This is a genomic window from Nocardiopsis rhodophaea (assembly GCF_039530945.1).
Lineage (GTDB): Bacteria > Actinomycetota > Actinomycetes > Streptosporangiales > Streptosporangiaceae > Nocardiopsis_C > Nocardiopsis_C rhodophaea.
In genome coordinates this window covers 60,846-84,578 of record NZ_BAAAPC010000001.1, presented here as the reverse complement: position 1 = coordinate 84,578, position 23,733 = coordinate 60,846, and the positions used below count along the sequence as shown (strand labels likewise).

22 protein-coding genes, 2 tRNA genes, 1 pseudogene and 1 riboswitch are annotated in these 23,733 nt (G+C 67.8%); of the genes and pseudogenes, 8 read left to right on the top strand and 17 right to left on the bottom strand.

Features of this window, described 5'->3' with window-relative positions; translation table 11 throughout:
• Positions 1-154: 154 nt before the first annotated feature.
• The gene (locus ABD259_RS00425; protein ID WP_344159303.1) at positions 155-1,357 is read right to left on the bottom strand and encodes an MFS transporter; all 1,203 of its coding nucleotides are present in this window, start codon (positions 1,355-1,357) and stop codon (positions 155-157) included.
• 194 nt (positions 1,358-1,551) lie between these two features.
• On the opposite strand from ABD259_RS00425, the gene ABD259_RS00420 reads away from it, so the two are divergent.
• Positions 1,552-2,010, top strand: a complete 459-nt coding sequence (locus ABD259_RS00420; protein ID WP_344159300.1) for a MarR family winged helix-turn-helix transcriptional regulator — start codon at positions 1,552-1,554, stop codon at positions 2,008-2,010.
• 71 nt (positions 2,011-2,081) lie between these two features.
• On the opposite strand, the gene ABD259_RS00415 is transcribed toward ABD259_RS00420, so the two are convergent.
• Positions 2,082-2,432 (bottom strand): HAD-IA family hydrolase, encoded by a 351-nt coding sequence (locus ABD259_RS00415; protein WP_344159297.1) that lies wholly within the window; start codon positions 2,430-2,432, stop codon positions 2,082-2,084.
• Positions 2,433-2,761: 329 nt separating this feature from the next.
• On the opposite strand from ABD259_RS00415, the pseudogene ABD259_RS00410 reads away from it, so the two are divergent.
• Positions 2,762-3,500 (top strand): annotated as a pseudogene (locus ABD259_RS00410) (cell division protein FtsK); the annotation flags it as partial.
• Here the strand turns inward: ABD259_RS00410 and ABD259_RS00405 are convergent.
• Positions 3,452-3,664 carry a hypothetical protein gene (locus ABD259_RS00405; protein WP_344159294.1) on the bottom strand — a complete coding sequence of 71 codons (213 nt, stop codon included), beginning with the start codon at positions 3,662-3,664 and terminating at the stop codon, positions 3,452-3,454. The pseudogene ABD259_RS00410 and the gene ABD259_RS00405 overlap by 49 nt on opposite strands.
• Before the next feature lie 183 nt (positions 3,665-3,847).
• Entirely contained in the window at positions 3,848-4,744 is an 897-nt protein-coding gene (locus tag ABD259_RS00400) for a LysR family transcriptional regulator (RefSeq protein ID WP_344159291.1), read from the bottom strand.
• An 81-nt stretch (positions 4,745-4,825) separates the two neighbouring features.
• Between ABD259_RS00400 and ABD259_RS00395 the strand changes: the two genes are divergently transcribed.
• Positions 4,826-6,064: an MFS transporter gene (locus ABD259_RS00395; RefSeq protein ID WP_344159288.1), complete on the top strand. Its 1,239-nt coding sequence runs from the start codon at positions 4,826-4,828 to the stop codon at positions 6,062-6,064.
• Positions 6,065-6,446: 382 nt separating this feature from the next.
• Here ABD259_RS00395 and ABD259_RS00390 read toward each other — a convergent pair whose 3' ends face one another.
• Complete coding sequence (locus ABD259_RS00390; protein WP_344159285.1) at positions 6,447-6,644, bottom strand: hypothetical protein; 198 nt, start codon at positions 6,642-6,644, stop codon at positions 6,447-6,449.
• Between the two features lie 200 nt (positions 6,645-6,844).
• Positions 6,845-6,915 (bottom strand) — tRNA-Gly (locus ABD259_RS00385).
• Between the two features lie 122 nt (positions 6,916-7,037).
• Between ABD259_RS00385 and dcd the strand changes: the two genes are divergently transcribed.
• Positions 7,038-7,628 (top strand): dCTP deaminase, encoded by a 591-nt coding sequence (gene dcd, locus ABD259_RS00380; RefSeq protein ID WP_344103150.1) that lies wholly within the window; start codon positions 7,038-7,040, stop codon positions 7,626-7,628.
• A 32-nt stretch (positions 7,629-7,660) separates the two neighbouring features.
• Here the strand turns inward: dcd and ABD259_RS00375 are convergent, their stop codons facing one another.
• The 10 genes from ABD259_RS00375 to ABD259_RS00330 form a co-directional block, all read right to left on the bottom strand.
• Positions 7,661-8,269: a rhomboid family intramembrane serine protease gene (locus ABD259_RS00375; protein ID WP_344159282.1), complete on the bottom strand. Its 609-nt coding sequence runs from the start codon at positions 8,267-8,269 to the stop codon at positions 7,661-7,663.
• A 174-nt stretch (positions 8,270-8,443) separates the two neighbouring features.
• Entirely contained in the window at positions 8,444-8,878 is a 435-nt protein-coding gene (locus tag ABD259_RS00370; RefSeq protein ID WP_344103154.1) for a hypothetical protein, read from the bottom strand.
• 359 nt (positions 8,879-9,237) lie between these two features.
• The gene (locus ABD259_RS00365) at positions 9,238-10,989 is read right to left on the bottom strand and encodes a glycoside hydrolase family 10-like protein (protein ID WP_344159279.1); all 1,752 of its coding nucleotides are present in this window, start codon (positions 10,987-10,989) and stop codon (positions 9,238-9,240) included.
• A gap of 207 nt (positions 10,990-11,196) precedes the next feature.
• On the bottom strand, positions 11,197-11,955 hold the full coding sequence (locus tag ABD259_RS00360; protein WP_344159277.1) for a maleylpyruvate isomerase family mycothiol-dependent enzyme: 759 nt from the start codon (positions 11,953-11,955) through the stop codon (positions 11,197-11,199).
• Positions 11,956-12,182: 227 nt separating this feature from the next.
• Positions 12,183-14,081, bottom strand: a complete 1,899-nt coding sequence (locus ABD259_RS00355) for a TIM barrel protein (RefSeq protein WP_344159274.1) — start codon at positions 14,079-14,081, stop codon at positions 12,183-12,185.
• The gene (locus ABD259_RS00350; RefSeq protein ID WP_344159271.1) at positions 14,078-14,833 is read right to left on the bottom strand and encodes an ABC transporter ATP-binding protein; all 756 of its coding nucleotides are present in this window, start codon (positions 14,831-14,833) and stop codon (positions 14,078-14,080) included. Before ABD259_RS00350 ends, ABD259_RS00355 begins: the two co-directional genes overlap by 4 nt.
• On the bottom strand, positions 14,826-15,920 hold the full coding sequence (locus ABD259_RS00345; protein ID WP_344159268.1) for a FecCD family ABC transporter permease: 1,095 nt from the start codon (positions 15,918-15,920) through the stop codon (positions 14,826-14,828). The genes ABD259_RS00350 and ABD259_RS00345 overlap by 8 nt, the downstream gene beginning before the upstream one ends.
• Positions 15,901-17,070: an ABC transporter substrate-binding protein gene (locus ABD259_RS00340; RefSeq protein ID WP_344159265.1), complete on the bottom strand. Its 1,170-nt coding sequence runs from the start codon at positions 17,068-17,070 to the stop codon at positions 15,901-15,903. The genes ABD259_RS00345 and ABD259_RS00340 overlap by 20 nt, the downstream gene beginning before the upstream one ends.
• 187 nt (positions 17,071-17,257) lie before the next feature.
• Positions 17,258-17,459: riboswitch (cobalamin riboswitch) on the bottom strand.
• 6 nt (positions 17,460-17,465) lie between these two features.
• Positions 17,466-17,882, bottom strand: coding sequence for a hypothetical protein (locus ABD259_RS00335; RefSeq protein WP_344159262.1), 417 nt, complete (start codon positions 17,880-17,882; stop codon positions 17,466-17,468).
• Between the two features lie 99 nt (positions 17,883-17,981).
• Positions 17,982-18,054, bottom strand: a tRNA-Lys gene (locus tag ABD259_RS00330).
• 340 nt (positions 18,055-18,394) lie between these two features.
• Here ABD259_RS00330 and ABD259_RS00325 point away from each other — a divergent pair.
• Positions 18,395-18,802 carry a hypothetical protein gene (locus tag ABD259_RS00325; RefSeq protein ID WP_344159259.1) on the top strand — a complete coding sequence of 136 codons (408 nt, stop codon included), beginning with the start codon at positions 18,395-18,397 and terminating at the stop codon, positions 18,800-18,802.
• Positions 18,803-19,286: 484 nt separating this feature from the next.
• Here the strand turns inward: ABD259_RS00325 and ABD259_RS25775 are convergent, their stop codons facing one another.
• Complete coding sequence (locus ABD259_RS25775) at positions 19,287-19,631, bottom strand: Scr1 family TA system antitoxin-like transcriptional regulator (protein ID WP_425573471.1); 345 nt, start codon at positions 19,629-19,631, stop codon at positions 19,287-19,289.
• A gap of 507 nt (positions 19,632-20,138) precedes the next feature.
• Here ABD259_RS25775 and ABD259_RS00320 point away from each other — a divergent pair.
• The 3 genes from ABD259_RS00320 to ABD259_RS00310 all read left to right on the top strand — a co-directional run bounded on the left by ABD259_RS00320 (position 20,139) and on the right by ABD259_RS00310 (position 23,728).
• A complete protein-coding gene (locus ABD259_RS00320; protein ID WP_344159256.1) occupies positions 20,139-21,566 on the top strand; it encodes a hemolysin family protein in 1,428 nt (475 codons plus the stop codon).
• Positions 21,563-22,576, top strand: coding sequence for a CNNM domain-containing protein (locus tag ABD259_RS00315; protein ID WP_344159253.1), 1,014 nt, complete (start codon positions 21,563-21,565; stop codon positions 22,574-22,576). The genes ABD259_RS00320 and ABD259_RS00315 overlap by 4 nt, the downstream gene beginning before the upstream one ends.
• Before the next feature lie 891 nt (positions 22,577-23,467).
• The gene (locus tag ABD259_RS00310) at positions 23,468-23,728 is read left to right on the top strand and encodes a PspC domain-containing protein (RefSeq protein WP_344103169.1); all 261 of its coding nucleotides are present in this window, start codon (positions 23,468-23,470) and stop codon (positions 23,726-23,728) included.
• Positions 23,729-23,733: the final 5 nt, after the last annotated feature.

Genomic DNA, 23,733 nt, shown 5'->3' with positions numbered 1-23,733 from the left:
CGAGCCTGCCTGAGGCCCGGCGCGCGTTCGCCCGCCGGTGGCCAGCCATTGTCGAGGGGGAGCTTGAGGGCAATATGGTCATCCTCCGCTCACCGGGAAGCGACAGGGTGCACGGCGTCGTACACTGCCTCGCCCTCCGGGCTTGGGGCTCCGTTCATCGCGACTCCTCTGGCGCGAGCGCGGTGGAGGGCGCAGGGGCGTCCCGACGTGCGCCTCGGGAACGGTCGAGTGCGCCGGAGGCCAGGGTGACCAGGAAGGCAGCGACGGCCATGAGCGCGCCCACCCACAATGGGGCGGTAAAGCCCATCCCGGCATTGATGGTCAGCCCGGCGAGGTAGGACCCGATGGCGATCCCGGCGTTGGCAGCCGAGGAAGCCATGGCGGAGGCAAGGGTGGGCGCCCCCGCGGCTTTGTCGATCACCCGGGTCATGAACCCGGGGACGCTCGCGAAGCCCGCGCCGCCGAGGAGGGCGAGCGTGGCCCCGGCCGCCACCTGGATGTGCGCGGTCAGGGTGAACGCGACCAGAACCGCGGCCAAGAGCGCCTGGGCAGTGAGCAACGTGGGGACCTGGGCACGGTCGGCGTAGCGCCCACCCAGCAGGTTCCCGATGACCAGACCGACGCCGAAGAGCATCAAGAGGGGGGTGAGCATCCCCGCGTCGAATCCGGCGACCTCGGTCATCAGCGGCGAGACGTAGCTGAATGCCGCGAACAGCGCGCCGATGCTCAGCCCGGCAGTGGCCAGGGCGAGCCACACCTGTCCGCGGGTGAATACCGCCAGCTCGGTGCGCAACCGCGCCGGGACCTCATTGGGCCGTGCGGGTACCAGCGCTACCAGGCCGACCAGACTGACCACACCGATGACTGTGATCATCCAGAAGGTGGCGCGCCAGTCGAAGTACTGGCCGATCCAGGTGCCCAGGGGAGCGCCGAAGACGTTGGCGACCGTTAGTCCGGTGAAGACGAGTGAGATGGCGCGAGAGCGCTTGTCCTGGTCGACCATGGCCGCGGCGACGACGGAGCCTATGCCTAAGAACGCTCCGTGGCAGATGGCTGCGAAGATGCGACCCGTCATGAGGATCCAGTAGGCGGGGGCCACCGCGGCGAGCATGTTCCCGATGATGAACAGCCCCATGAGGATCAACAGCATGTTTTTGCGGGGCATGCGCGTGGCAGCCGCCGTGAACAGCGGGCCGCCAAAGACCACGCCCAGGGCGTAGCCGGAGATGAGTAGCCCAGCCGTGGTCAAGGTGACCGACATGTCGGCGGCCACTTCAGGTAACAGCCCCATGATGACGAACTCGGTCGTTCCGATGCCGAAACTGGCGATCATCAGTGCGAATACCGCAAGGGGCATGACGGTCTCCTCCTTCATTTCCCGGGGAGGTCCTGTTGGACCGGGGTGGGGTGGCTGACGGAAGTACTGGGACGAAACTCTGCGCCTAAGCAATCATTTCGTTCGAGATATATGTATATCAAACTATTTCCTGGGTGCTAGGCGTCCGGAAGGGATACGCTGATACAAAGTCCGCATAAGCAAGGAGTAGCGCCATGAGTCCCGCTACCTCGGGTTCCCGCGCCCCGCGCATCGAGTTGCCCACCGTCTTGGAGGACCGGTGGAAGAAGCTGCGCCTATTCGAGGCACGCGTGCGTGAGCGTCTGGAGGCGGCACTCGAACCGCACGACCTGACCTGCTCGGAGTACGCGGCACTGGCGGCGTTGCACTACTCCGACGACGACGGGCATCTTCGCCAGCAGGTCCTGGCGGAAGCCATACCGATCAACCAGAGTTCGCTCAGCCGGATGGTCGACCGACTGGAGCGCAGCGGGCTGACCACGCGCTACCACTGCGCGAGTGACCGACGTGGGGTCTACACCCAGATCACCGAAAGAGGCCGGGCGAAGGTGGAGGAGGCCCGGCAGAGTTACCTGCAGGCGCTGAGTGACGCCGTTGCCGAGGAGTCCAATGACGAGGTGAGTGGCCGGATCGCGGCATTGCTCAACGGCTGATGGAAATGCGTCGGTGAACCGTGAGGGCGCCCTGGCCAGAGGTGATCCCATAAGTTGGCCAGGGCGCTTGCTTATGGTCCGACGAGCAGGCGCCTGAGATCGGGAGCCTGGTCGATCCGGAGTCGGTGCAGGTCTCGAACGAGGAACTCCACGCCGTCATCGCTCCTGGGCCCGCCACCCTCGACACCGATGGCGCGCATCCCTGTGGCCAATGCCGCCTGTGCGCCGCTGACTGCGTCCGCCACGACGCACTTTGTTGGCGGTGCTTTCAGGGCCTGTGCGGCAGAGAGGTAGCCCTCGGGGTTCGGCTTGCCTAGAGCCACATCATCGGCCGTGACCAGGGCGGGCGGTGTGGGGATCCCCACCGCGTCCAGTCGTGTTGCCGACACAAAGCGGCTGCCGGACGTGACAACCGCCCACATGTCGGAGCCAAGCTAGTGGTGAGCGCACGCGTACCAAGAATCTCGCTGAGCAGGTGGAGGCCGGCGAGCTGGTCGTCTCCAGTTTCTCTGCCTCTGCCTCGGCGTCGGCCCCCGGGGCGGCCAGCCGCACGACGTTGGTCGCCCGACGCCCTGGCGTGAGAACCAGCACTTCCTGAACGGTAAGACTCTGCCGAGCCGCCCATGTTGTCCACATGCGCTCGATTACGGGCCCCGATTCGACCAGGACGCCATCGAGGTTAAACGGAATCGCGCCACACTCCAGCACCGGTTTGCCTTCTTCGGGGCTCTGTAAAGACAGGCGGGAGTAGCGGATGCGGGTGCACGGCACCCATGTCCTGGTCGCCGGGGTCACCGGGTCCGGCAAAGGCTCGGTGATCTGGTCCGCTGTCCGCGCCATGCTGCCTGCCATCCGATCCGGACTGGTGCGGGTGTGGGCGGTGTGACCGCAAGCGCATATAGCTGCTTTACGGACGCTCCCTGTTTCCCCGCTACGCCGATGACGGCGAATCCGCCGTGGCCCTGCTCGAAGACGCGGTTGCCGACAGGCAACAGCGCGCCGAACGCTACGCCGGGCGGGTCCGCGCTCACACGCCTTCAGTGGATGACCCGTTCGACGTGGTGGTGCTCGATGAGGTGGCGTTCCTGACCGCCTACCACCCCGACCGCGACCTCCGCCGCCGCGCCGAGAGCGCCATGGCCACCCTGACATCTCAAGGGCGTTCGGTCGGGTTCACTGTCCTGGCCGCCCTCCAAGAGCCGCGAAAAAGCGTTATGAACCTGCGCAACCTGTTCCCCGACAAGATCGCCCTGTGCCTGGACGAAGCGAGCCAGGTGGACATGGTATTGGGGTCCGATGCCCGTGACCGTGGCGCGGATGCCCACCTGATCGACCCCGACATGCCCGGCACCGCACTCGTCCGGCTGGTGGGCTCCAAGATCCCCTCCCGGGTTCGAGCCGCCTACGTCTCCGATACCGACATCGACCACATGACGGGGAATTACGACTCCTCGGCGGGATCGTCCGCACAGGAGGACACCGCCGCATGAAGACGGCGTTTGCGCCGCTCGCGAGCGGCAAACGCGAACACGACAGCGTAGACCACGCCGAGCCAGATGAACGCTGCCGACGTGCTCACGTAGTTCAGCAACATCGTCGAGACGAAGAACTGCACTGCGGTGGAAACCGGCAACACTCGGTCGAACGCGCTCACACGGAGAGCCTAGGCTCGACGCTGATCCTGACCGGGCGTGGGGTGGTGGTCTGATGCCGACTCCAACGGGCAAGTCGACCCGGGCCGAACGCATGGCGATGCCGCTGGCCCGGGAGGTCGCCGAGACCATCGCCGCCGACAAAGGGGTGTGCATCGGGCCATCAGAGCGACCGAGGCTTTTCCTCAGTCGGCTTCCTTCGGTGCCTGACAGACCAGAGCGTCAACGAAGGCGCTTGTTGCCGGAGTAGGGGAGTTCGGCCACACCAGCGATTCCATGCGCCGCGGCGGGTTGTGCAGGCGGATGCCGCGCAGCCCGGGCAAGGTGTGGGCGACGCCTTCGGGAAGTAGGCCCACTCCAAGGTTCTCCGCGACTAGTTGTCCTAGGAACTCGGCAGTGGAGACCTCATAGACCACGTCACGTGTCAGGCCCTGGGCATGGAAGGCGGTGTCGGACTGCAGGCGGGCCCCGGTCCCGCGGGTGAAGTCAACACCGGGCTCCTGGGCAATCCGGGCCAACGTCGCGCGCTCCCCATTTGGGACGTCACGGTCGAGCTCGCTGCCCGGAGCAGTGACCGCCACCAGCTCGTCCTGGGCGAGCCGATGGTGCTGGACGCCATGCAGCTCCACGCTGGGCATGGTGCCCACGAACGCGACGTGCATCGTCCCGGCTCGCACACTCTCCAGCAGCTCCTCGCTCATCGCCATCCGCAGACTCATATGGACACGCGGGTAGCGGGTGCGGAAGTCCCGCAGAACCGAGGGCAAGTGGATAGCGGCCAGAGTCGAGATTGCGCCCAGGTTTAGGGGCCCGCGTACGTCCCCCAGAGCGGCATTGACCTCAGTGCGCAGCCGTTCGGCGTCCGCCAGAAGGATGCGGGCGTGCGACACGAAGACCTCCCCGGCTGCGGTCAGCCGAGTGGGGCGCACGGTGCGGTCGAATAGACGGGCTCCCAGGTCTTTCTCCAGACGTCCGATCTGTTGGGACAAGGCGGGCTGGGCGATAAGGCAGCGGGCGGCGGCCTTAGTGAAGTTGCCTTCTTCGGCGACGGCAAGGGCGTAGCGCAGCTGATGCATCTCCATGGTTACTATCATCCAGCGCAATGGAAACCATGGGAAACGTGTATTGGACGCGCATACTGCGGGCAGTGGATGCTGGTTCCCGTGACAGAAGCAAGCACAGGGGCTCGGGCAGGGGCCCCCTCCGCCCTCCAGCACACGGGCGGCATCGCCCGCTCCACCCTCATCCTGATGGCCATCGCCTGCGGCCTTTCGGTCGCCGGGAACTACTTCGCCCAGCCGCTCGTCGAGGCCATCCGCACCGACTTGGGCTTGGGGCCCACGCTCGCTGGCCTCGTGGTCACCGCCGCCCAGGCCGGCTACGCCCTCGGGCTGGTCTTCCTCGTCCCCCTCGGTGACCTCCTCGAACGCCGCAGGCTTGCGGTCATCCTCACTGCGCTGACTGCGCTGCTGTTGGCCTTCACCGCCGCTTCGAGTAACGGCATGATGCTGCTGGTCGGCACCGCACTCACCGGCCTATGCTCGGTGGCCGCGCAGATCGTGGTGCCCTACGCCGCCACTCTGGCCGCGCCCGAAGCGAAGGGGAAAGCGGTGGGTACCGTCATGTCTGGCCTGCTGCTGGGCATTCTCCTTTCGCGCACTGCGGCGGGGCTGCTGGCCGAAGCCGGAACCTGGCGCACCGTGTACTGGATCAACGCGGTCCTGATGGCCATCATGGCGCTGGCCCTGTGGCGGGCTCTCCCGTCCCTGCGCACCCCTACCAGCCTCAGCTACGCAGCCCTGCTGCGTTCGGTCGCCACCCTGCTGCGCACCGAACCTGTTCTGCGCATTCGCTGCTACCTCGGCTTCTTCTCGTTTGCCGCATTCGGGGTGCTCTGGACGGCGATCGGCTTCCTTCTGGCCACCGCTCCATACAACTGGACCGAGGCCGCCATCGGCCTCTTCGGTCTCGTGGGGGCCGCTGGCGCTCTGATGGCCATCTCGGCCGGCCGGCTGGCCGACAGGGGGCACGTGCACTGGGTCACCGGTGCTGGTGCCCTGCTGCTCGCCCTCTCCTGGATACCCATGGCCGCCGGCACGACCAGCCTCATCGCCCTGCTGATCGGCGTGATCGTGTTGGACCTGGCTGTGCAGGCAGTGCACATCAGCAACCAGAACGTTGTGTACGCCATCCGGCCCGAGGCCCGTAATCGTCTCAACTCCGCCTACATGACCTCCTACTTCCTTGGCGGCGCCATCGGCTCAGCCGTCACCTCCAGCGTCCGTGTCACCTACGGATGGGGTGGCGTTTGTGCAGTGGGGGCGCTCGTCTCCGTCCTCGCTTTTCTCGTCTGGGCAGCGGACCGAGTCCGAGCCAGGCATGGGGGCCTACCTGCCGCATGAGCGCCGATCAGGTGTCTAGCGCTCCCGCTACACGGAGGAGGTCGCGCCTAGGTTGCCTAAATGGGTAACCGGCGTAGACAGCGGGTCGGCCGGACCTCCGCGGCCGGCCCCAGCATCTCCTACCGCCCCGCAGCTTCTGGCCGATTGACCGGGTCGCGCTGCTGCGCGCGGTCACCGACTGGGCGCGCCCTGCCGCCTCGATCGCGACATCCTCGACTACCTGTACTGCGTCTTCCGCAACGTTCCGACCGGACATCCAGCGGCTAACGGCATGGTTGAAGACCCGATGCCGGCGTGTCCTGGTGTGGGCTACTGCTTAGGGCGAGGGGCGGCCGCTGTTGGTCGATGAGCGCACCGGCGGCAGCGGGACCTACTACACCGCTTACCCGCTGCGGATCCCGGGGAGGATGTGGCCTGGCAGGTGGCCGAGCAGATGGGGAATGACGCCAACATGTTCTTTGACGGCGACCAGCGTCGCGACCTGGGCGCCCACCGAGTTGCTGATCGGCTCCTTGGCCATGGGGATGCCGACGTCGGTCCCCGCGCGATGTTGTGGCCGACCAGACGTGGGGCGACCCACTAAGCCGCCTAACCTCAGCCAGGGGCGTGGTCAGGGCCGTCATGGGAAATTCTCAGGGGGCACACCCTCGTGCACCGGGGTGTACGAAACAAGCGGGCTGCGCCGTCGTGGGCGGGGCTGGTGGTGGTGCACCCGGAACGCGAGAACAGGCCCTGGCTGTGCGAACCTGGTCCGCAGCTCAGGGCCCGTTTTTCGAACGGAGCGGATGACGGGAATCGAACCCGCGTTATCAGCTTGGGAAGCTGAAGTTCTACCATTGAACTACATCCGCGTTGTGAGGCCGGTTCCCGGCCTGCCAACGCAGGCTATCGTACCTGACTCGGCGCTGTGGTGGGTAACGCTCAAGGTGGAGCGAATCTGCCGCATGGGGTCACACCAGGTAAGTTCGTCAGCGTGCTGCTCTCCGATCGTGATATCAGGTCCGAAATCGAGTCCGGGCGGGTCAAGATCGATCCGTATGACCCTGGGCTGATCCAGCCGTCGAGTGTCGATGTCCGGCTCGACCGGTACTTTCGTGTGTTCGAGAACCACAAGTACCCGCACATCGACCCCGCGGTCGAGCAGCCGGATCTGACCCGGCTGGTCGCTACTGAGGGGGATGAGGCGTTCATCCTGCACCCGGGGGAGTTCGTGTTGGCCTCCACCTACGAGGTGGTCACCCTGCCGGACGACATCGCCAGTCGGCTGGAAGGCAAGAGCTCGCTCGGGCGGCTCGGGCTGCTGACGCACTCCACCGCCGGGTTCATCGATCCGGGGTTCTCCGGGCATGTCACGTTGGAGCTGTCCAACGTGGCGACCCTGCCGATCAAGCTCTACCCGGGGATGAAGATCGGCCAGCTGTGCATGTTCCGGCTGACGTCGCCGGCCGAGCGGCCGTACGGGTCTCCCGCGTACGGGTCCCGGTACCAGGGGCAGCGGGGGCCGACGCCGTCGCGGGCGTTCAAGAACTTCATACGGACGCCCATCGTCTCGGATGACCGGTGACCGATGGTGTCCGACCGGCGGGTGCGGCTGGGTCAGCCGTAGTAGCCGGGTGATCCGTACTCGGGTCCGCGGGTGATCGGGCGCGGTGTCTCGGTCCGGGGTAGGACGTAGGCGGACAGCAGGCCGCCGATGAAGCCGAAGAGGTGGGCCTGCCAGGAGATGCCCGTCTGCTGGGGCAGCACGCCCCAGATCAGCGTGCCGTAGAAGATGATGACGCTGATCATGATGACGATGTCGACGGTCCGGCGCTCGACGATCCCCCGCAGCACGGTGTAGCCGAAGTATCCGAACACCAGGCCGCTGGCGCCCACCGTGAGCGTCCCCGGCGAGGAGAACAGCCACACGCCGACCCCGCTGACCACCATCACGATCAGCGTCGTCCATATGAAACGGCTGAGCCCGCCCAGTGCCACCAGTGAGCCGAGCACCAGGAAGGGCACGGTGTTGCTCATCAGGTGCTCGAAACCCGCGTGCATGAACGGCGCTGTCAGCACCGTCCACGGGGCGTCCGTCTGCCACGCGCGCAGGCCGAAGGTCTGGTCGAACGCTCCGTTGGCGAGGAAGTCAAGGACCTCGATGACCCACATCGCGGCGGCGAAGGCCACGACGGTCAAGATGGCGGTAATCCGAGACTGCGTCACGCTTCCGACTGTATGTGACGGGCTGTCGGCCGCATATAAGTAGGCGATGAGGGGCACTACGACGCTTGCTGACCTGCTCGTTGCCCCGCCCGCAGCTGACCAGGACCCTTTTCTGCGGCGAGGGGTGATTCACGTCCATATTTGTGTCGCAGATCACATTTCTGTGGCCTGCTGCTAGTTGCTGCTGCCCGCTGTCAGCGACCTCTCGCGCGGCGGGATCCCGACGGCCAGCATGAACGCCTCGATCTTGGACGGTGACGTCATACCGGTGAGGGGCAGGTACGGGCGGCTCGCGCGGCGGCCCTCCACCGACGGGAAGACGCGTGGGCGGCCGGTCAGGTCGCACAGGCCCAACGAGCGCGTGCGTCCGGGCAGCACGTAGTACGCCCCGATCTCGTCGAAGGGGATCCGCACGATGTAGCGCCCCCGCATGTAGCGGAACTCGCCATCCTCGACCTCCAGCACCGGTACATCCATGCGGAATCCGTGCCAGGCGAGAGCGCATCCGACCGCGATCAGCAGGACGCCCAGAATCAGGTTGGCCCAGTAGGCCGGTGAGAGAGCAATGGTGACGACGCCAAGCAGGGTGAGCGCGGCTCCGCCCCACATTTCCCCATGCTTGCGCCCCACGGGACAGATCAAGCGAACCGTATCGGACACGGACAGGCCTCTTTCACTGTGCGTCACGGGGACATGGCTACCACCGATCGCACTGTACCGGTCTGGGGGGCCAGCGGAAGGCCGAATGAGAAAGGAACGCGGTAAGGATTCGGAAACCGCAGGGAAAGCGGCACCCCCGGTCATGTCGGCCTTCCCGGTTTTGGGCGTGGACGTGATCACGTTGAGCACCGCCGTAACCCGTGCCCGGGCGCGGCGCGTGCGTCGCCGGACGCTGCCGCGGCCGGACACGGGGCGCAGGATGGCACCGTGAACGTGCGGGGTCCACGTGCGGTGCCGCGCCCCGCGGCTCACGCGATGTAGCGTCCCCGGCTGGGCTCGCTCTCGTGGTGCAGGCGGTCCAGCGCCGTCACGTAGTAGGTGTGCGGCCCCTCCGCCACCTCCGTGTCGACGAACGTGGTCAGCTCGCCATCGCTGCGCACCGTCCCCGCCATGTTCCGCGGATCCTCCATGTCGCACACCGGCGGCTCGGCGTACTCGGGCTCCCCGGCGAACCGGTACACCGCGTAGTACGTCGGATCGCTGCGGTGCCGCCGCCGAATGGTCAGCTTCGCCCCGCCCTCCGTGCGCCGGGCGAGGACGATCACCGGCGCCGGCGGCGCGCTGCCGCCGAGCCCTTCGCTGACCGGTATCAGCGCGGGATACGCGTAGTGCTCCTCGGCGACGATCTGCATGGCCTCAGCCGCGGTCGTCCGCATGCGAATCGCGCTGAAGTACACGTCCCCGTTCACCCGCGGGTAGTCCCGGTTGAACGCGAGGTGTCGGCTCAGCTCGCGCATGTCCTCCCAGGCCCCCTCGTTGCCCACCTTGTAGGCGGCCTGCCCGATGTACAGGTGCGTATCGGTCCCCTCGACCACACCCGCCCACCACGGCACGAGCTTGGCGTAGTCGGCGACTTTCAGCCCGATCTCCCAGTACACCTGCGGGTTGATGTAGTCGAGCCAGCCTTCGCGCACCCACTTGCGCGAGTCGGCGTAGATGCCGTCGTAGGACTCGAAGCCGCTGGTGTCGGAGCCGTCCGGATCACTCGACGCGTTGCGCCAGATCCCGAACGGGCTGATCCCGAACCGCACGTGCGGCTTGGTCTCCTTGATCCGCTCGCTCATCTCCTTCACCAGCATGTCGACGTTGTGTCGGCGCCAGTCCCCGATGTCGTCGAAGCGGTTCCCGTAGCGGGCGTAGGTCTCCGCGTCCGGCAGCTCCCGGTTGGCCACCGGATAGGGGTAGAAGTAGTCGTCGAAGTGCACGCCGTCCATGTCGTAGTGCTCGACGGCGTGCATCATCGCGTCCTGTACGAATTCGCGGACCTCCGGGATACCCGGGTTGTAGTAGAAGCGCTTGCCGTACTCGAAGATCCATTCGGGGTGCTGCCGGGCCGGGTGGCTTTCCACCAGGCGCTTGATCTCGTCGTGCATGGAGACCCGGTACGGGTTGAACCAGCCGTGGAACTCCAGGTTCCGCCGGTGCGCCTCGGCGATGGCGAATTGCAGCGGATCGTAGCCGGGGTCCCCGCCCTGCCGCCCGGTCAGCCACTCCGACCACGGCTCGTAGGGAGAAGGCCAGAAGGCGTCGGCCGTCGGTCGGATCTGGACGAAGACCGCGTTGAGGCCGTGGCTGACCGCTTCGTCGTACAGCCGGGTCAGCTCGGCCTGCTGGGCCGCGATGTCGAGGCCCTGGGAGCTGGGCCAGTCGATGTTCACGACGGAGGCGATCCACACCGCGCGCATCTGCCGCTTGGTTGGCGCGTCGGGGTCGGGCTCAGGACAGGGGGCGTCGTAGCCGTCGTAGTCGTCGGGGTCGTCGCTCGGCACGCCGCCCTGTGTCGCCAGAGCGTCGCGCGGGGGCAGGGCGGAGGCGAGCAGTGGTGCGGTGACGAGCGCGGTCAGCGCGCCGCCCGCCGCGCGCAGTGTCGAGCGGCGGGAGAGCAGTGCGGGGTCCTGCGGTGGGTGGGGGATCGGGCGGGAGGTGCGGTCGTGGTCCTTGTCCTGATTCCAGCTCTGGTTTTGGTTCGACGCTGCTCCCGGTTCCCGGTGATCGTCCATCGACGTTGGTCCCTTCCGAACCCGTGCGTTCGTGGAAGTCGGACAGAGCGATGTGATGCGCACCTCAATTCTAAAAGGGCGCAATTGAGATTCCGTGGTGGAATCGCGGGTGTTTTTCGTTGACTGGACGCCCGGGGGTCGGATTGGAGGAGTCGGACCGCACGACCACACTGCTCGACACCGCGGTGGAGCAGGGGATCGGTGTGCTCACACCGCCGATGCGCGTCGCCACAGCTCGACGAGGGAGGCGTCTCCTGTGACGTCCAGGTCTTCGTAGCGTCCCCGGTTCCACAGCGCGAGGTACAGCGCGGCGGACGGGCCGCGGACAGTGCAGTCGGCTGGGGCACCGCTCGGATCGGCTAGCCGCTCCACGCACGGTGCCTCCTGGGAGAGGCGGAGCAGCCACGCGCTCGGCTGCTCTGTGTCCGGGACACCATCGGTCGCCCGTACCAGCAGGGTGCGTGGTTGTTCCGTGCGAACCTGGCTCCGGGAGCGGACGTGGAATCCCGCCAGGAGTTCGTCGATCCCGTCCCGCGCGAACTCGGGGGTGAACTCGCGGTGTTCGGCGCCCAGCGCCCTCTCGGCGTCGACCCGGTGTACCGCGGTTTCGTGCGCCTGGCGCCGTGCCCAGAAGGCGAGCGGCGTCGGCGCGGGAAGGAACGTCCAGCACTCCAGATCGGCAGGGGCAGCGGTGAGCCCCTCCACCAGTTCCCGGTGCCCGTCTCGGAACCAGGCCGCGAGGGCGTGGTCGTCCTTTGGAGCGCACGATTCGATGGGCGTGCGCTGTGTCCTCCCGGCGAGGTACCCGGCGGCCCAACGGTGCACGCTTCCGGTGTGCGCGACGAGGTCGCGTACCTGCCATCCGGGGCAGGTCGGCACGGCGGTGCCCCATCCGGCGAGTACCGCGAAATCGGCCAGCAACTCGCCGTCCCGACGCAGTGTTTCGATGAAGTCGGCGGTTTCCACGAGAACGACGTACCTTCCTCTGACGCCCAGCATCACTCTTCCCCGAACGGACAGTAGGCGTTGGCGTGTGCTCCAACGCAAGGGGCGAGACGGGCGGCGGTGTGGCTGACCGGCACGAGCCCCCAGCGCGAGCCCGTCGATCGTTTGCGGTCGCAGCACCAGCGAGTGCGCGTCCGTACCCGTGATTGGCCTGCGGCGGCCAGCGTCCCGGACAGTGGAAGTCGACGTCACCGCTCCCTCGACGGCAGCGGCCCGGCTGTTCCCAGGGGTCGGGCCGTGAGCGCGACGGCGTAGCGCTGGACTTCGCCCGGGGTGCCGTCGCATCCCATCAGCACAGGTTGCGGTCCGATGTGCTCGACCGCCGCGTCGAAGCGCTGGGCGGACCCGGAACCGGGATCGTGTGCCGTGACTCGCACGACCCCGGGGTCGTGCGAGTCACGGCCAGTCGACCCGAGCGCGGACTCCAGCTCCAACCGCTGGCCGATCCACTCCCAGCCAAGGGTCCGCAGCAACTCCCGCTCGACGGCCTGTTCCCAGGGGTGCTTCAGGCAGCCCCAGCCGCGGTAGAGGTCCAGCAGGTCGGTGGGGTCGCCCGTGCGGTGCACCAGCTGTCCCATGCGCTCCGGAGTGAGGTTGCCCCAGACGCGGCCTTCGGGGAAGTCGACGAGGGTGGGGGCGAACCGGTGCCCGCCGAAGCTGCTGACCCGCCAGACCCGTAGGTCTCCGGTGCTGCCGTGCGCGTCGCGCAATGCCCGGTAGAGGGGGTAGCCGTAGGTGCCGCAGCAGCCATCAACGGACGCGTGGGTGCATACGACCAGGTCGCGGTGGTCACCCGTCGCTCGGTAGGGGGAGAAGGGGGCGAGGGCGGCCGCGTCGTCGGAGAAGAGCGCCTCGATGAACTCTGCGGCACGTTCCACGGGAACGTGGTGCTCCATCCGGGATAGTCCCGCGGCGGGGCCCGGCTCCCGGTCGAAGCGGAGTACCCGCATCGACCCTGGCGTTGAGTACCGCGGGTCGGGCGCCGCGGCGAAAGTCTTCATGGTCAGCCCGCGTTCCTCGGTCCCGCGCGTGGCCGCTCGCAGTGCGGTTCGCAGGGGCGCGGGTACGCGGGGCGTCTCCCACACCGGTGTGCCCATTCCCTCCGGCCAGGGTGGCGGCAGTTCGAGCATGAGGAAGCGGTCGAAGTACCGCGCGGTGCCGATCGGATCCTCCGCGGCCGCACGCGCCACCAGCGAGCAGGAGCGGCGCACCCGCGAGGCGGTCGCGCTCTGCGGGCGGAAGCGGGTGGGTCCCCGTCCCGCGAGGGCATCGATCAGGTTGGCGCGGGCCCGCTCCGCCTCGGAGTCGAGCTGCTCGACGGTGCCGAGCTTGGTCACGCTCTCCACCGCGCTCGGACCGGTGAAGTGGCCGTGCTCGTGCAGGGTTCGGTAGAGCGCGACGAAGTCGACCCTGCCGTCGCCCGGCGTGATCGCCGGCGGCATCCCGCCATTGGCGGATCCGTTTCGGTTGCCGCGGCGCACCGGATGGTCGCGGGCCCCGACGGCGACGACATGCGGGGCGAGTTCGGCCAGGCCCTCCGTGGGGGATCCACCCCCGTAGTGCAGGACGTTGCCCGGGTCCCAGCACGCTTTGAAGGCCGGGTGCCCGACGCGCTCGATGAGCGCGAGGGTGTCGGCGGCGGTGCGGGTCAGCCCGCCGTGCGGCTTGACCGCGATCGTGACGCCGTGAGCGGCGGCGTACGGGGCGGCGGCCACCATCAGCCGCACGTAGCGCGCGTTGTTCGCGGGCTCGGGGCACCCCATGTCGACCAGGAGCCGCACCCCCAGCCGGGTGCAGTGGTCGATCTGACGGCGCAGCGAGCGGAGGGCCACCGCATCGCCGCGGTCCAGGTCGGCGGCGTGGCTGAGCAGGATGAGATCGAGTCCGTGCTCGGCGATCTCGGATCCCACGCGCGCGGCACGCTCGGGCGGGGTGTCGGGGGTGATCACGGCGGGGACGCCGTGTACCGGGAGGGCGACCGCGGTGTACCCGGCGGTCCGGATGCCGCGCAGCGCGCGGTCGAGCGGGAATTGCGCCCACGGCCGGATGGTGCAGGCGAGCGTGGGCGCGGGGGCGGGAGCGGTCACGGGTGGACCTCCTGGTCGAACCGGGTGACGAGCACGCGACGGGAGACGTCTCCTGCGTCAAGGACGAGGCTGTGGGCGCGGACGCCGTAGAGGTCGCCGACGGTGTCCTCGGTCAGCAGCCGGGAGGCGGAGCCGACCCGCACGTCACTGCCGCCGAACATGAGCATCGCGGTATCGGCGACCTCCAGGGCGTGGTCCGGGTGGTGGGTGGTCATGACGACCGCCCGCCCCTCATCGGCCAGGCCGCGCAGCAGGTGCAGCACGCGGCCCTGGTTGCGCAGGTCGAGCGCGGATGCGGGCTCATCCAGCACTAGAACCCGGCCTTCGCCCACGATGGCGCGGGCGAGCAGTACGAGCTGGCGCTCGCCACCGCTGAGCGTGGGGTAGTCGCGATCGGCCAAATGCCCGATGCCGACACGCTCCATCGCGGCCAGCGCAAGGCGTCGGTCGCGTCGGCCGGGGGACGCGAGCGGTGCGAGGTGTCGGGTGCGGCCCATGAGCACCATGTCCAGCGCCCGGTAGGCGAAGGTGGAGTGGTGCTGTTGGGGGACGAAGCCGATGTCGCCGCCGGCCCGCACCGTCCCCTCGGTGGGGTGTGCGAGCCCGACGAGACAGCGGAGCAGTGTGGTCTTGCCGCGGCCGTTCGGACCAAGCACGGTTAGCACCTCGCCCTCGGTGACGCGGCGCGAGACGTCGCGGAACAGCCAATGGGGCAGTTCGTAGGCGAACCCCAATCCGTCGAGGTCAAGCATGGGCCCACATCCTTCGGCGGCTGCTGTGCAGGAGAACCAGGAAAACGGGGGCGCCGATGAGCGCGGTCAGCACGCCGAGCGGGATCTCGGCGACACCGAGGTTGCGCGTCACGGTGTCGATAACGGTGAGGTAGGCCGCGCCGAGCAGGACGGACACAGGGATGACGGCCCGATGGTCGGACCCCACCAGCAGCCGGGCGAGGTGCGGAACGACCAGTCCCACCCAGCCGATGACCCCGCTGACCGCGACCGCTCCGGCCACGACGGCCGCCACGGCCGCGAGCAGCAGCCAGCGCAGCCGTCCCGGCCGCAGGCCGAGGATCGTGGCGTCCTCGTCTCCCAGGGAGAGCACGTTGATGCGCCAGCGCAGCGCCAGGAACAGCGCCCCGCCCGCAACGGCCGGGACACCCACCACGGCGACCTTGGCGTAGCTGGCGGTTGCGAGGCTGCCGAGCAGCCAGAACACGATGGACGGCAGGTCGGTGTAGGGGTCGGCGAGGTAAGTGAGCAGCGACACCAGGGCGGAGAAGAACGCCCCGACCACGATGCCGGAGAGCACGATCGTCAGGGGCGGGGCCGGCCCCCGGGCCCTGCTGACCACGAAGACGGCGACGAGCGCGGCCAGCCCGAACGTGAACGCGCCCAGGACGAGCGCGGCCGAGCCCAGCCCGAGCACGATCGCGAGAGCGCCGCCGAACGACGCGCCCGAGGAGACGCCGAGGATCTGCGGGCTGACGATCGGGTTGCCGAAGACGGCCTGGAGGACCGCGCCGCACACGGCGAGGCCCGCGCCGACGAGCATGCTCAGCAGGACCCGGGGCAGACGCACGTTGAGCACGGCGGCGGCCTCGGTGTCCGACCAGGTGCGGTCGATCGGGAGGAACTGGCCGAGGAGGATCTGGAGGACGTGATCGGCGCTGACGGAGTAGCGGCCGAAGCCGAGGGCCAGGACGCCGACGACCAGGACGACGGCCACCAGTCCCAGCACCGTCCCGCGATGTCGGGGAGCGGCCGCCGTTTCGGCGTCGTGGAGCGCGTCGGCCTGGTCTGCGGCGTCGACCACCGCCTCAGCTGCCGAACGCGTCATAACCGCGGGAGGCCGAGTTGGGCACGACGTTGAGGATGGTGTCCAGCTGGGCGTCGGAGGGCTCGCCGCCGTAGAGGAACCCGTAGGTCTCGACGACGTCCTTACGCAGGCCTGGTGCCCCGGTCTCGTGCACCAGACCGGCAACCCACCGCCACATGAGGGGGGATTCCTGGCTGGGTGGGTCCCACCGGTAGCCGCCCAGGGGCACCTTGTAGACGCGGCGGTCGCGCACGGCGCTCAGGCCCGCCAGTTTGGGGTCGTCGTACATGGTCTTCGGCGTGGCCGGGCCGAAGTTGCCGATGAGGATGATGTCCGGGTCCCACTCCAGGAGCTGTTCGACGTCGATCGTGGCCCGCTCGTTGTCGAGACCGGCGGCGGGGTTGCGGCCTCCGGCGAGGTCGATGACGAAGTGGTTGTAGGAGGCTCCGGCGCCGACCTCCAAGCTGTCCTCGGCTCCCCGCAGATACAGGACGGACGGCCGGTCGTCGTCGGATGCGGGAAGCTCGGCCCGCAAGCGTTCCAACCGCTCGTGCATCCGACCGACCATCGTCTCGGCCCGGTCCTGCTTGTCGAGCAGCTCGCCGTAGAGGGTGATGGCGCCTTCCAGGTCCTCCTGTGTGCCGTAGGTGAGCTGGGCGACGGGGAGGCCGGTGTCGCGCAGCGGATCGACGAGGTCGGCGCCGCGGTCGCCCCACTGGATCACCGCATCCGGCTCCAGGGCCAAAACACTCTCAACGTTCGGCGCGAACTCGGCTCCCGCCACGTCGGTGGAGACGTCGAGCAGCTCGGGGTAGACCTCGCCGAGGTAGCTGTCCTCGATGGCGGTGCGCGAGGCGGCGTTCATGCCGACCAGCACCTCCGGCCCGCCGTTCACCGCCACCACCATGGAGGCGGCGGGCAGCGGAATCGTCACCACCCGGCGCACTGGCCCGGAGAGCGTGACCTTATCTCCCGCGAGGTCGGTGACCGTGCGGCTTCCCTCTTTGCCTTCGGGCCCGGCCCGACCACACCCGGTGGCGAGCAGCGGCAGCGCGGCAGCGGCGAGCGCCCCGCCCAGCAGTGTGCGGCGCGGGACGTCCGGGGTTGGGGGGTCGGCAACACGGGTTCGCCCGTGGGGGACGATGCTCGGCGGAGCGGCGCGATGGAGCATCCGGGTTCCTCTCGTGTCCTGGACGCAGGCCACAGAAGAACCTGCACCCGGGACAGCGGAGCGCCCTCAGCACGACCGATCGACCAGAAGGCGGTCGATTGGACCATGAGCACCACACGCCACACCCGAACGGGCCTGCCGCAAGCACGACAGCTCCCATGCACGCCTCCTGGGGTCCGCGCCCCGTGGATCGTGTCCGCGACAGGCCAGTCTCCTGACTCCCGGATCATCGCTCCCCCCGACCTTCCGGCCCATCAGCCGTGGTCGCACGTGGGGTTCCCTCCCCGGTCACAGTGGCGGGACCGTGCCGGATTCACACCGGCTTCCTGGATCCCGTCGCGGTCGGCCGACGGATCAAGGCTAACCAAACCCCTCCCGAACTGGAAGATCAGACCTCACTTCCCCTGCCGCGGAGGGATTGGCGGACGACGCTCCGTGTGGACGCCGAACCCGCGGGTCACGAGCGCCGATCTGTTGGCCGCCTGGCGCGCTGGCGGGACCGGCGTCGCCCCCTGCCGCTCATCGTCGTAGTGCACTGCCACCCCCACCACGCGGGCGGTGCCGGCGAATTCCGAGTTGGTCTGGGCCTTCCAGTTGCGGTCCGCGCGAACGAGGGCGGCTCGGCCGTTGACGGCGCCAGCTGGCTGCACCGGTCCTGGCGTCCGTTCGGCCACGTTCTTCGCCGTACGCTGAGACCGGACTTTGCGGCCTTCGTCGCCGTCCTCGCCGCGGGTGCCGGGCGCCCGCTCGTCGGTCGCGGCCGTCCCGCGTCGGCGGTTGCGGTCCGTGAGCGCTTCGGCCCGCACGGACACGGCTGAGACGCGTGCCCCGGACCGGGGCCGTGACGGGGCCGCATACACGAAGAAACCCCAGGCCGTTGACGGGGGGCTAGCGACCTGGGGCTGAAGCTGTGGGCCCCCAGGGGATCGAACCCTGAACCCGCGGATTAAAAGTCCGCTGCTCTGCCAATTGAGCTAAGGGCCCCGATGCGTGCTTCCGTCGTGGGTACGGTGCCACACCATGCGTGCTAAGACTAACGGGTTTTCCACCCGGATGCGGAACCCAGGGGCGTGTGCGGAGGCGTGCAGCCGGTCGGATGCCATCAACTCCCGCCCCGTCCGGCCCCGTTCCAGAACTGCCGAGCACACCGGGAGCACACCGACGCTAGGCCCGGCGCGGTATCAACCAGCGGACCCAACAGCCACTCAAGCTGCGCCAGGATGCCGTAGGTGATCACCAGTTAGGACAACGTTGACCGTGGACAAGACCTGGGCCGACGGCCACTGGGACGAACGTGTAGACAGAAGCGCGATGTGCTGACCATGTGGACCTCAAGGCCGCCACGGCGAACATCGCCCATCAGTTCATCCAGATGGGGTGGGCCACGGAAGCGAAGCCCACGAAGATCGACTCCAGTGACCGCACCATCGCACTGACCGAAGACGCGGTGGCGGTGCTGCGTGCCCGCCGCAGCCAGCAGAACGCCCGGCGGCTGGCGGCCGGACCCGCCTGGAAGGAAACCGGGTACGTGTTCACCCGGGACAGCGGCGAACGGTATCACCATGCCCAAATCAGCGGCGCGTTCCTCGAGATCACAGACGCCGCTGATCTTCCTCCGGTGAACTTCCGTGGCCTGCGCCACGGTGCGGCCGCCCTGCACCTGGCCGGGGGACGTGGACATGAGGCTGGTACAGGAGCTGCTGAGGCACTCCACGATCAAGCTCACCGCTGATACCTACACCAGTGTCCTGCTCGACGCCGCTCGGGCCGCTGCGGAGAAGGCCGCTGCCCTGATCCCGCATACTCCTACTGAACGGGGCTGAGAGACGGGGCCTGGCGGGCGACTGAGGCGGCGGGGCGACGGCGGCTCGGGCCCGAGGGCGCGGAGCGCCACTGGCTCGGGGATTGGTGGCAGGAACGATGGGCACCGTGAGACGCATGTGGACACCGAAGCGTGATGCTGCGGATCGTCTCGTCGTTCCTCCCTTTACAGGGTCTTCGACGCTGGACGTTTCCCTCCGACGCCGCCAGCCTGCCGATAGGTCTCCTGGCAGCTACCCGGACGGGCCTTCCACCGGCAAGCGACGACGAGCTTCCGAACGGCAAGAACTCCGCTACGTCACGGTGATGGCTACTGTTCTGCTGGGCGCACGAAAAAGGATCACGGGCGCCCATCGACTTGTACTCGAACTTTCTTCAAAAACTCTGCCGTCTACTCAGGGGTGAATGCCACGCTTTGCAGGATTCCGAATTTGAGAGACAGGTTCTCCACGGATTTCGCATTTGTGATTAAGGAGCCTGAGCCAGATCCCTCGATATAGGCGGCCCCTGCCATCTGGTAGCGACAGGATGATAAAGGGACCATCCAAACCAGGATGATCACGGAAGCGGACTGTAACAGGGATGACCTGGAGACGGATTCTCCCTGCATCCATGAGTGCTAGCAGGCGGTCTACCTGGGGCAGCAGGATCTCAGGGTCGTCCTCCAGGTTGCGAATCACACTTTCGGTGACGATCGCCCAGTTAAGCCGCGTCGCCGACGGCCATCGGGGCGATCGCATGGTAGGTGGGTGTGCTGCATGCGCCGACTTCAACAAACAGGGCCGCTGGCAGGTGAGGGGGGTATTCCCCAAGGCCGGCGGTTAGCGTTCTCGTGCGTCCTGCACGTGCGATCCCTGAAGTGGCCGCCGGCCCGGAGCATGGGGATCGGGGAGGAAACGAGGAGGAAGCAATGTCCTCCAGCTTTTCGCATGACGCCCCCCAGCGCCGAGCGGCTGGCGTCCGCGGCGTGGGTGTTGCGCGCCGGGGGGTGGTGCAGGCGCTGACGTCCACGGGTTGCCGCCTGGCTCGCCGCAGCATCATGTCTCCCAGGGGCGTACACGCGGAGTGTGAGCGGTGGGATGCGAGTCGCCTGCTATGATCTGAATCACAGATTTTGATCTGCAAACGCAGTTGAGTCCGATCGTGTGTTGCGAGAGTTCCACAACAGACGAGCCGCACCATAGACCCGGCGATGGGCGCGTCGTTGCCCTCATGTCGGTCTCGGTCGGCGAGTGGTGGTCGGCTGCATGGTGATAGCGGTTCTGATCCTGCTGCTGGGGATCCTTGTGATCCTCGCGGTGATCGTGGCGAACGGGTACTTCGTTGCCCAGGAGTTCGCCTATATGTCGGTCGACCGGTCCCGGCTCGGTGCTCAGGCAGAGGCAGGCGATGCCGCCGCGTCTCGCGCGCTGGCGGTCACGCGGCGTACTTCGTTTATGCTGTCGGGCGCCCAGTTGGGCATAACGGTGACCGGGCTGCTGGTCGGCTACGTCGCGGAGCCGTTGGTCGGCGAATCGCTCGGTACCCTGCTCGGGGGCGTGGGTGTTCCCTCGGTGGTGAGCATCACGACGGGGACGGTGCTTGCCCTGGCGCTGTCGACCGTGGTGCAGATCATCTTCGCGGAGCTGTATCCGAAGAACCTGGCGATCGCCGCCCCAGAGCCCCTTGCTCGCAGGCTTGCCCGCTCCACGCGAATCTACCTTGCCCTGTTCGGGTGGCTGATCAGGGTCTTCGACCATGCCGCGAACGCTCTCCTGCGGCTCGTCAAGGTCGAGCCGCTTCATGATGTCGACACCAGTGCCACGGCCAAGGACCTTGAGCACATCGTCGCCGACGCGCGGGAGAGTGGGAATCTGTCCGAGGATCTGTCGCTCATTCTGGAGCGGATCCTCGACTTCCCGCAGCACGATGTCGAGCATGCGATGATCCCGCGCTCCCGCGCGAGCGTCGTACCGGCCGATGCCGCCCTCGGTGATGTGCGTGTGTTGATGGCGGGGGGCCACAGCAGGTACCCGGTCATCAACGATGCTGACGAACCTGTGGGTGTCGTGCATCTGGTCGACGTGCTCGCGTCCAAGACGCCCGAGGGTGCCGCCGTCACGGCCGTGATGCGTCCTGCCGCAATCATGCCGACGTTGATTTCGCTGCCCGACGCGCTCGCACGGATGGCCCGTGACAGGCACGAGTTGGTGTGCGTCATCGACGAGTACGGCACCTTCCGGGGGATCCTCACGATCGAGGATCTGGCCGAGGAGATCGTGGGGGAGATCACCGACGAGCACGACAGCGGCCGGCCGGTCGTGGTCGAACCCGATGAGGAGGGCACCTGGCGCGTGAGCGGTGATGCGCACATCGACGAGGTCGAACGCGCGATCGGGCATAACCTGCCTGCCGGTGATTACGAGACGGCGGCGGGAATGGTCATCGCGGAACTCGGAGCCCTTCCCGCCGAGGGGCAGCGGGTACGGATCGACCTTCCCGATGATCCCGCAGACCTGGTGCTGGATGAGCCCATCCACCGATGGATCGAGGCGGAGGTGGTCGACGTCGCCCGGATGGTCCCGACGGCCGTACGGGTGTGGCTGCACGAGACGCCGGTCCCTGGACCTGGAAACGGGCAGGGGCGAACCGACGCCGCGGGCGGCGGCACGGGGACGCACAGGGACGACCGATGAGCAACCCGTGGATCGTGCTCGGCGCGACGGTGCTGCTGATCGCACTCAGCGCCTCCTTCGTCGTCATCGAGTTCTCGCTGCTGGGTGCCCGACGGCACCGGCTGGAAGAGGCGGCGGTCTCCAGTCGCGCCGCCCGCGCGGCATTGCGGTGCTCGAACGAGTTGACGATCGTGCTCGCGGGAGCGCAACTGGGGATAACCGCCTGCACGTTTGCCCTGGGCGCGGTGACCAAACCGGCGCTCGACGGGTGGCTCTCACCTCTGCTCGCCTCGATCGGCCTCCCTCTCTGGATCGCCGACATCTCCTCGTTCGCTCTCTCGCTCCTGCTCGTCACCTTCCTGCACCTGGTGGTCGGCGAAATGGCTCCCAAGTCCTGGGCGATCGCGCATCCGGAATTCTCCGCGGCATTGATCGGCCTGCCGACACGAGGCCTGATCCGGTTGCTGCGTCCACTGCTCGTGTGGGTCAACAAGATCGCCAACCGGCTGGTCGAGGCCTCCGGGGTCGAACCCGTCGACCGTGCGGCCGTCGCCGGGTACGACGCGGCGACGATCCGCCATCTCGTGGAGCACTCCGCGAATGTCGGAGTGCTCCACGCCTCGTACCGCACCTCTCTCTCGGGCGCCCTTGCCCTGCCGACCATGCGCATTGAGTCGCTCGTCCCGCCCGGCAGCGTCCCCACGGCCGTCTCGGCGAACGCGACCGTGCACGATCTCCAGGACGCCGCGGTCGGATCCGGTCACATGCGGATCCTCGTCGACCATGGAGAGGGAGACGCTCTTGGCGTCGTCCATGTGCGTGACACCATGCTCGAACCCCCCGACCGCCCTGTACGCGAACTCGCGCGAGTGCCCTTCGTCGTCCCCACCGGTACCCCCGTCCACGAAGTCCTCACGGCCATGCGCCAGGCCAGCGAACAGCTCGCCGTCGTCGTGAACGGTGCACGCATCATCGGCGTCGTCACCATCGCCGACATTCTGCGCAACGTCCTGCCTCGCTCGTCCGCATAGGCCGAACGCCATAGCCATGAGGGGTATTGCCCATCCATACAGTGAGGTAGTCCCGGTGCGTTTCATGTGGGCTGCCCGTGTTGGAAACGGGTGAGCACGAGCGCGGCAGCGCGTTCCGGTGGCTGTCAAGCCGCGTGAGACAGATCAGCGTGTGTGTTCTCCCAGTTCGAGGAGGGTGTGTGCGGTCGGTCCGGTCGCGGGTGGGTTGATATCGGCGGACTCGGGCAGCGCGGCCGTCGCGCCCAGAGTCGCTCCGGCAAGCGCGGGCGAACTCGGCGGCCGCGGCGAGCCATTGGGTGGGATCCCTGGCCAGACAGCGCTCGATGAGCTGAGCGACGGGCCCGGACACCTCGGGCGGCCACCAGTGTCCTGCCTGACGCCGCTCGGACCGCTGTGGAGAAGGGCGCTGCACTGGCTCCGCATACTCCTGCTGAACGTGGCTGAGGGGTCGCCCTGTACTGAGGATGTACTGGCGAGCACACCTGGAGCAGGCCTGGGAAGCGCGAACCCCAGTCCGGGGCTAGGAATAGCCTGCGGCCTAGGGTTCTCTGTGGGCCACCAGGGGATCGCCCCCTGGGTCCGCTGCTCTGCCAATTGAGCTAAGGGCCCCGAGGCGTGCTGCCGTCGTGGGTACGGTGCCACACCATGCTTGCTAAGACTTAACGGGTTTTGCGCCGGGATGCGGAACCCAGTCCCGTATGTGGTGATGGTGCGAGCAGACCGGCGGGGCTGTGTGGTCGCACCGGGTGACGAGCCGGGCGTCGTGGTGTGTCCGGAGGCGGGCGGGACGGCCTCCGGCGGGGGCCGGCCGGGGGCGCTCAGGGTGGAGTCAGGGGCCAGCCAGGGGTCTTCCCTATGGGCGTGGGATGGGAGAACGGGCAGGCTGGAGGTATGAACGAGAACTTCGGTAAGAAGAAGCTTCGGCGGAGTAGTAGCAAGCGGATCCTGACCGGTGTCTGTGGCGGGATCGGGGAGTTCGTGGGCGTCGACGCGATCCTCGTGCGGCTGGCGTTCGCGGTCTTCACCCTCCTGGGTGGCAGCGGCATCCTGCTCTATGTCATCGCGTGGCTGGTGATGCCCGAGGAGGGCACGGACACCTCCGTCATCGAGCACATCATCCGGAACTTCCAGGGGAAGCAGAGCAACCTGTGATGTGG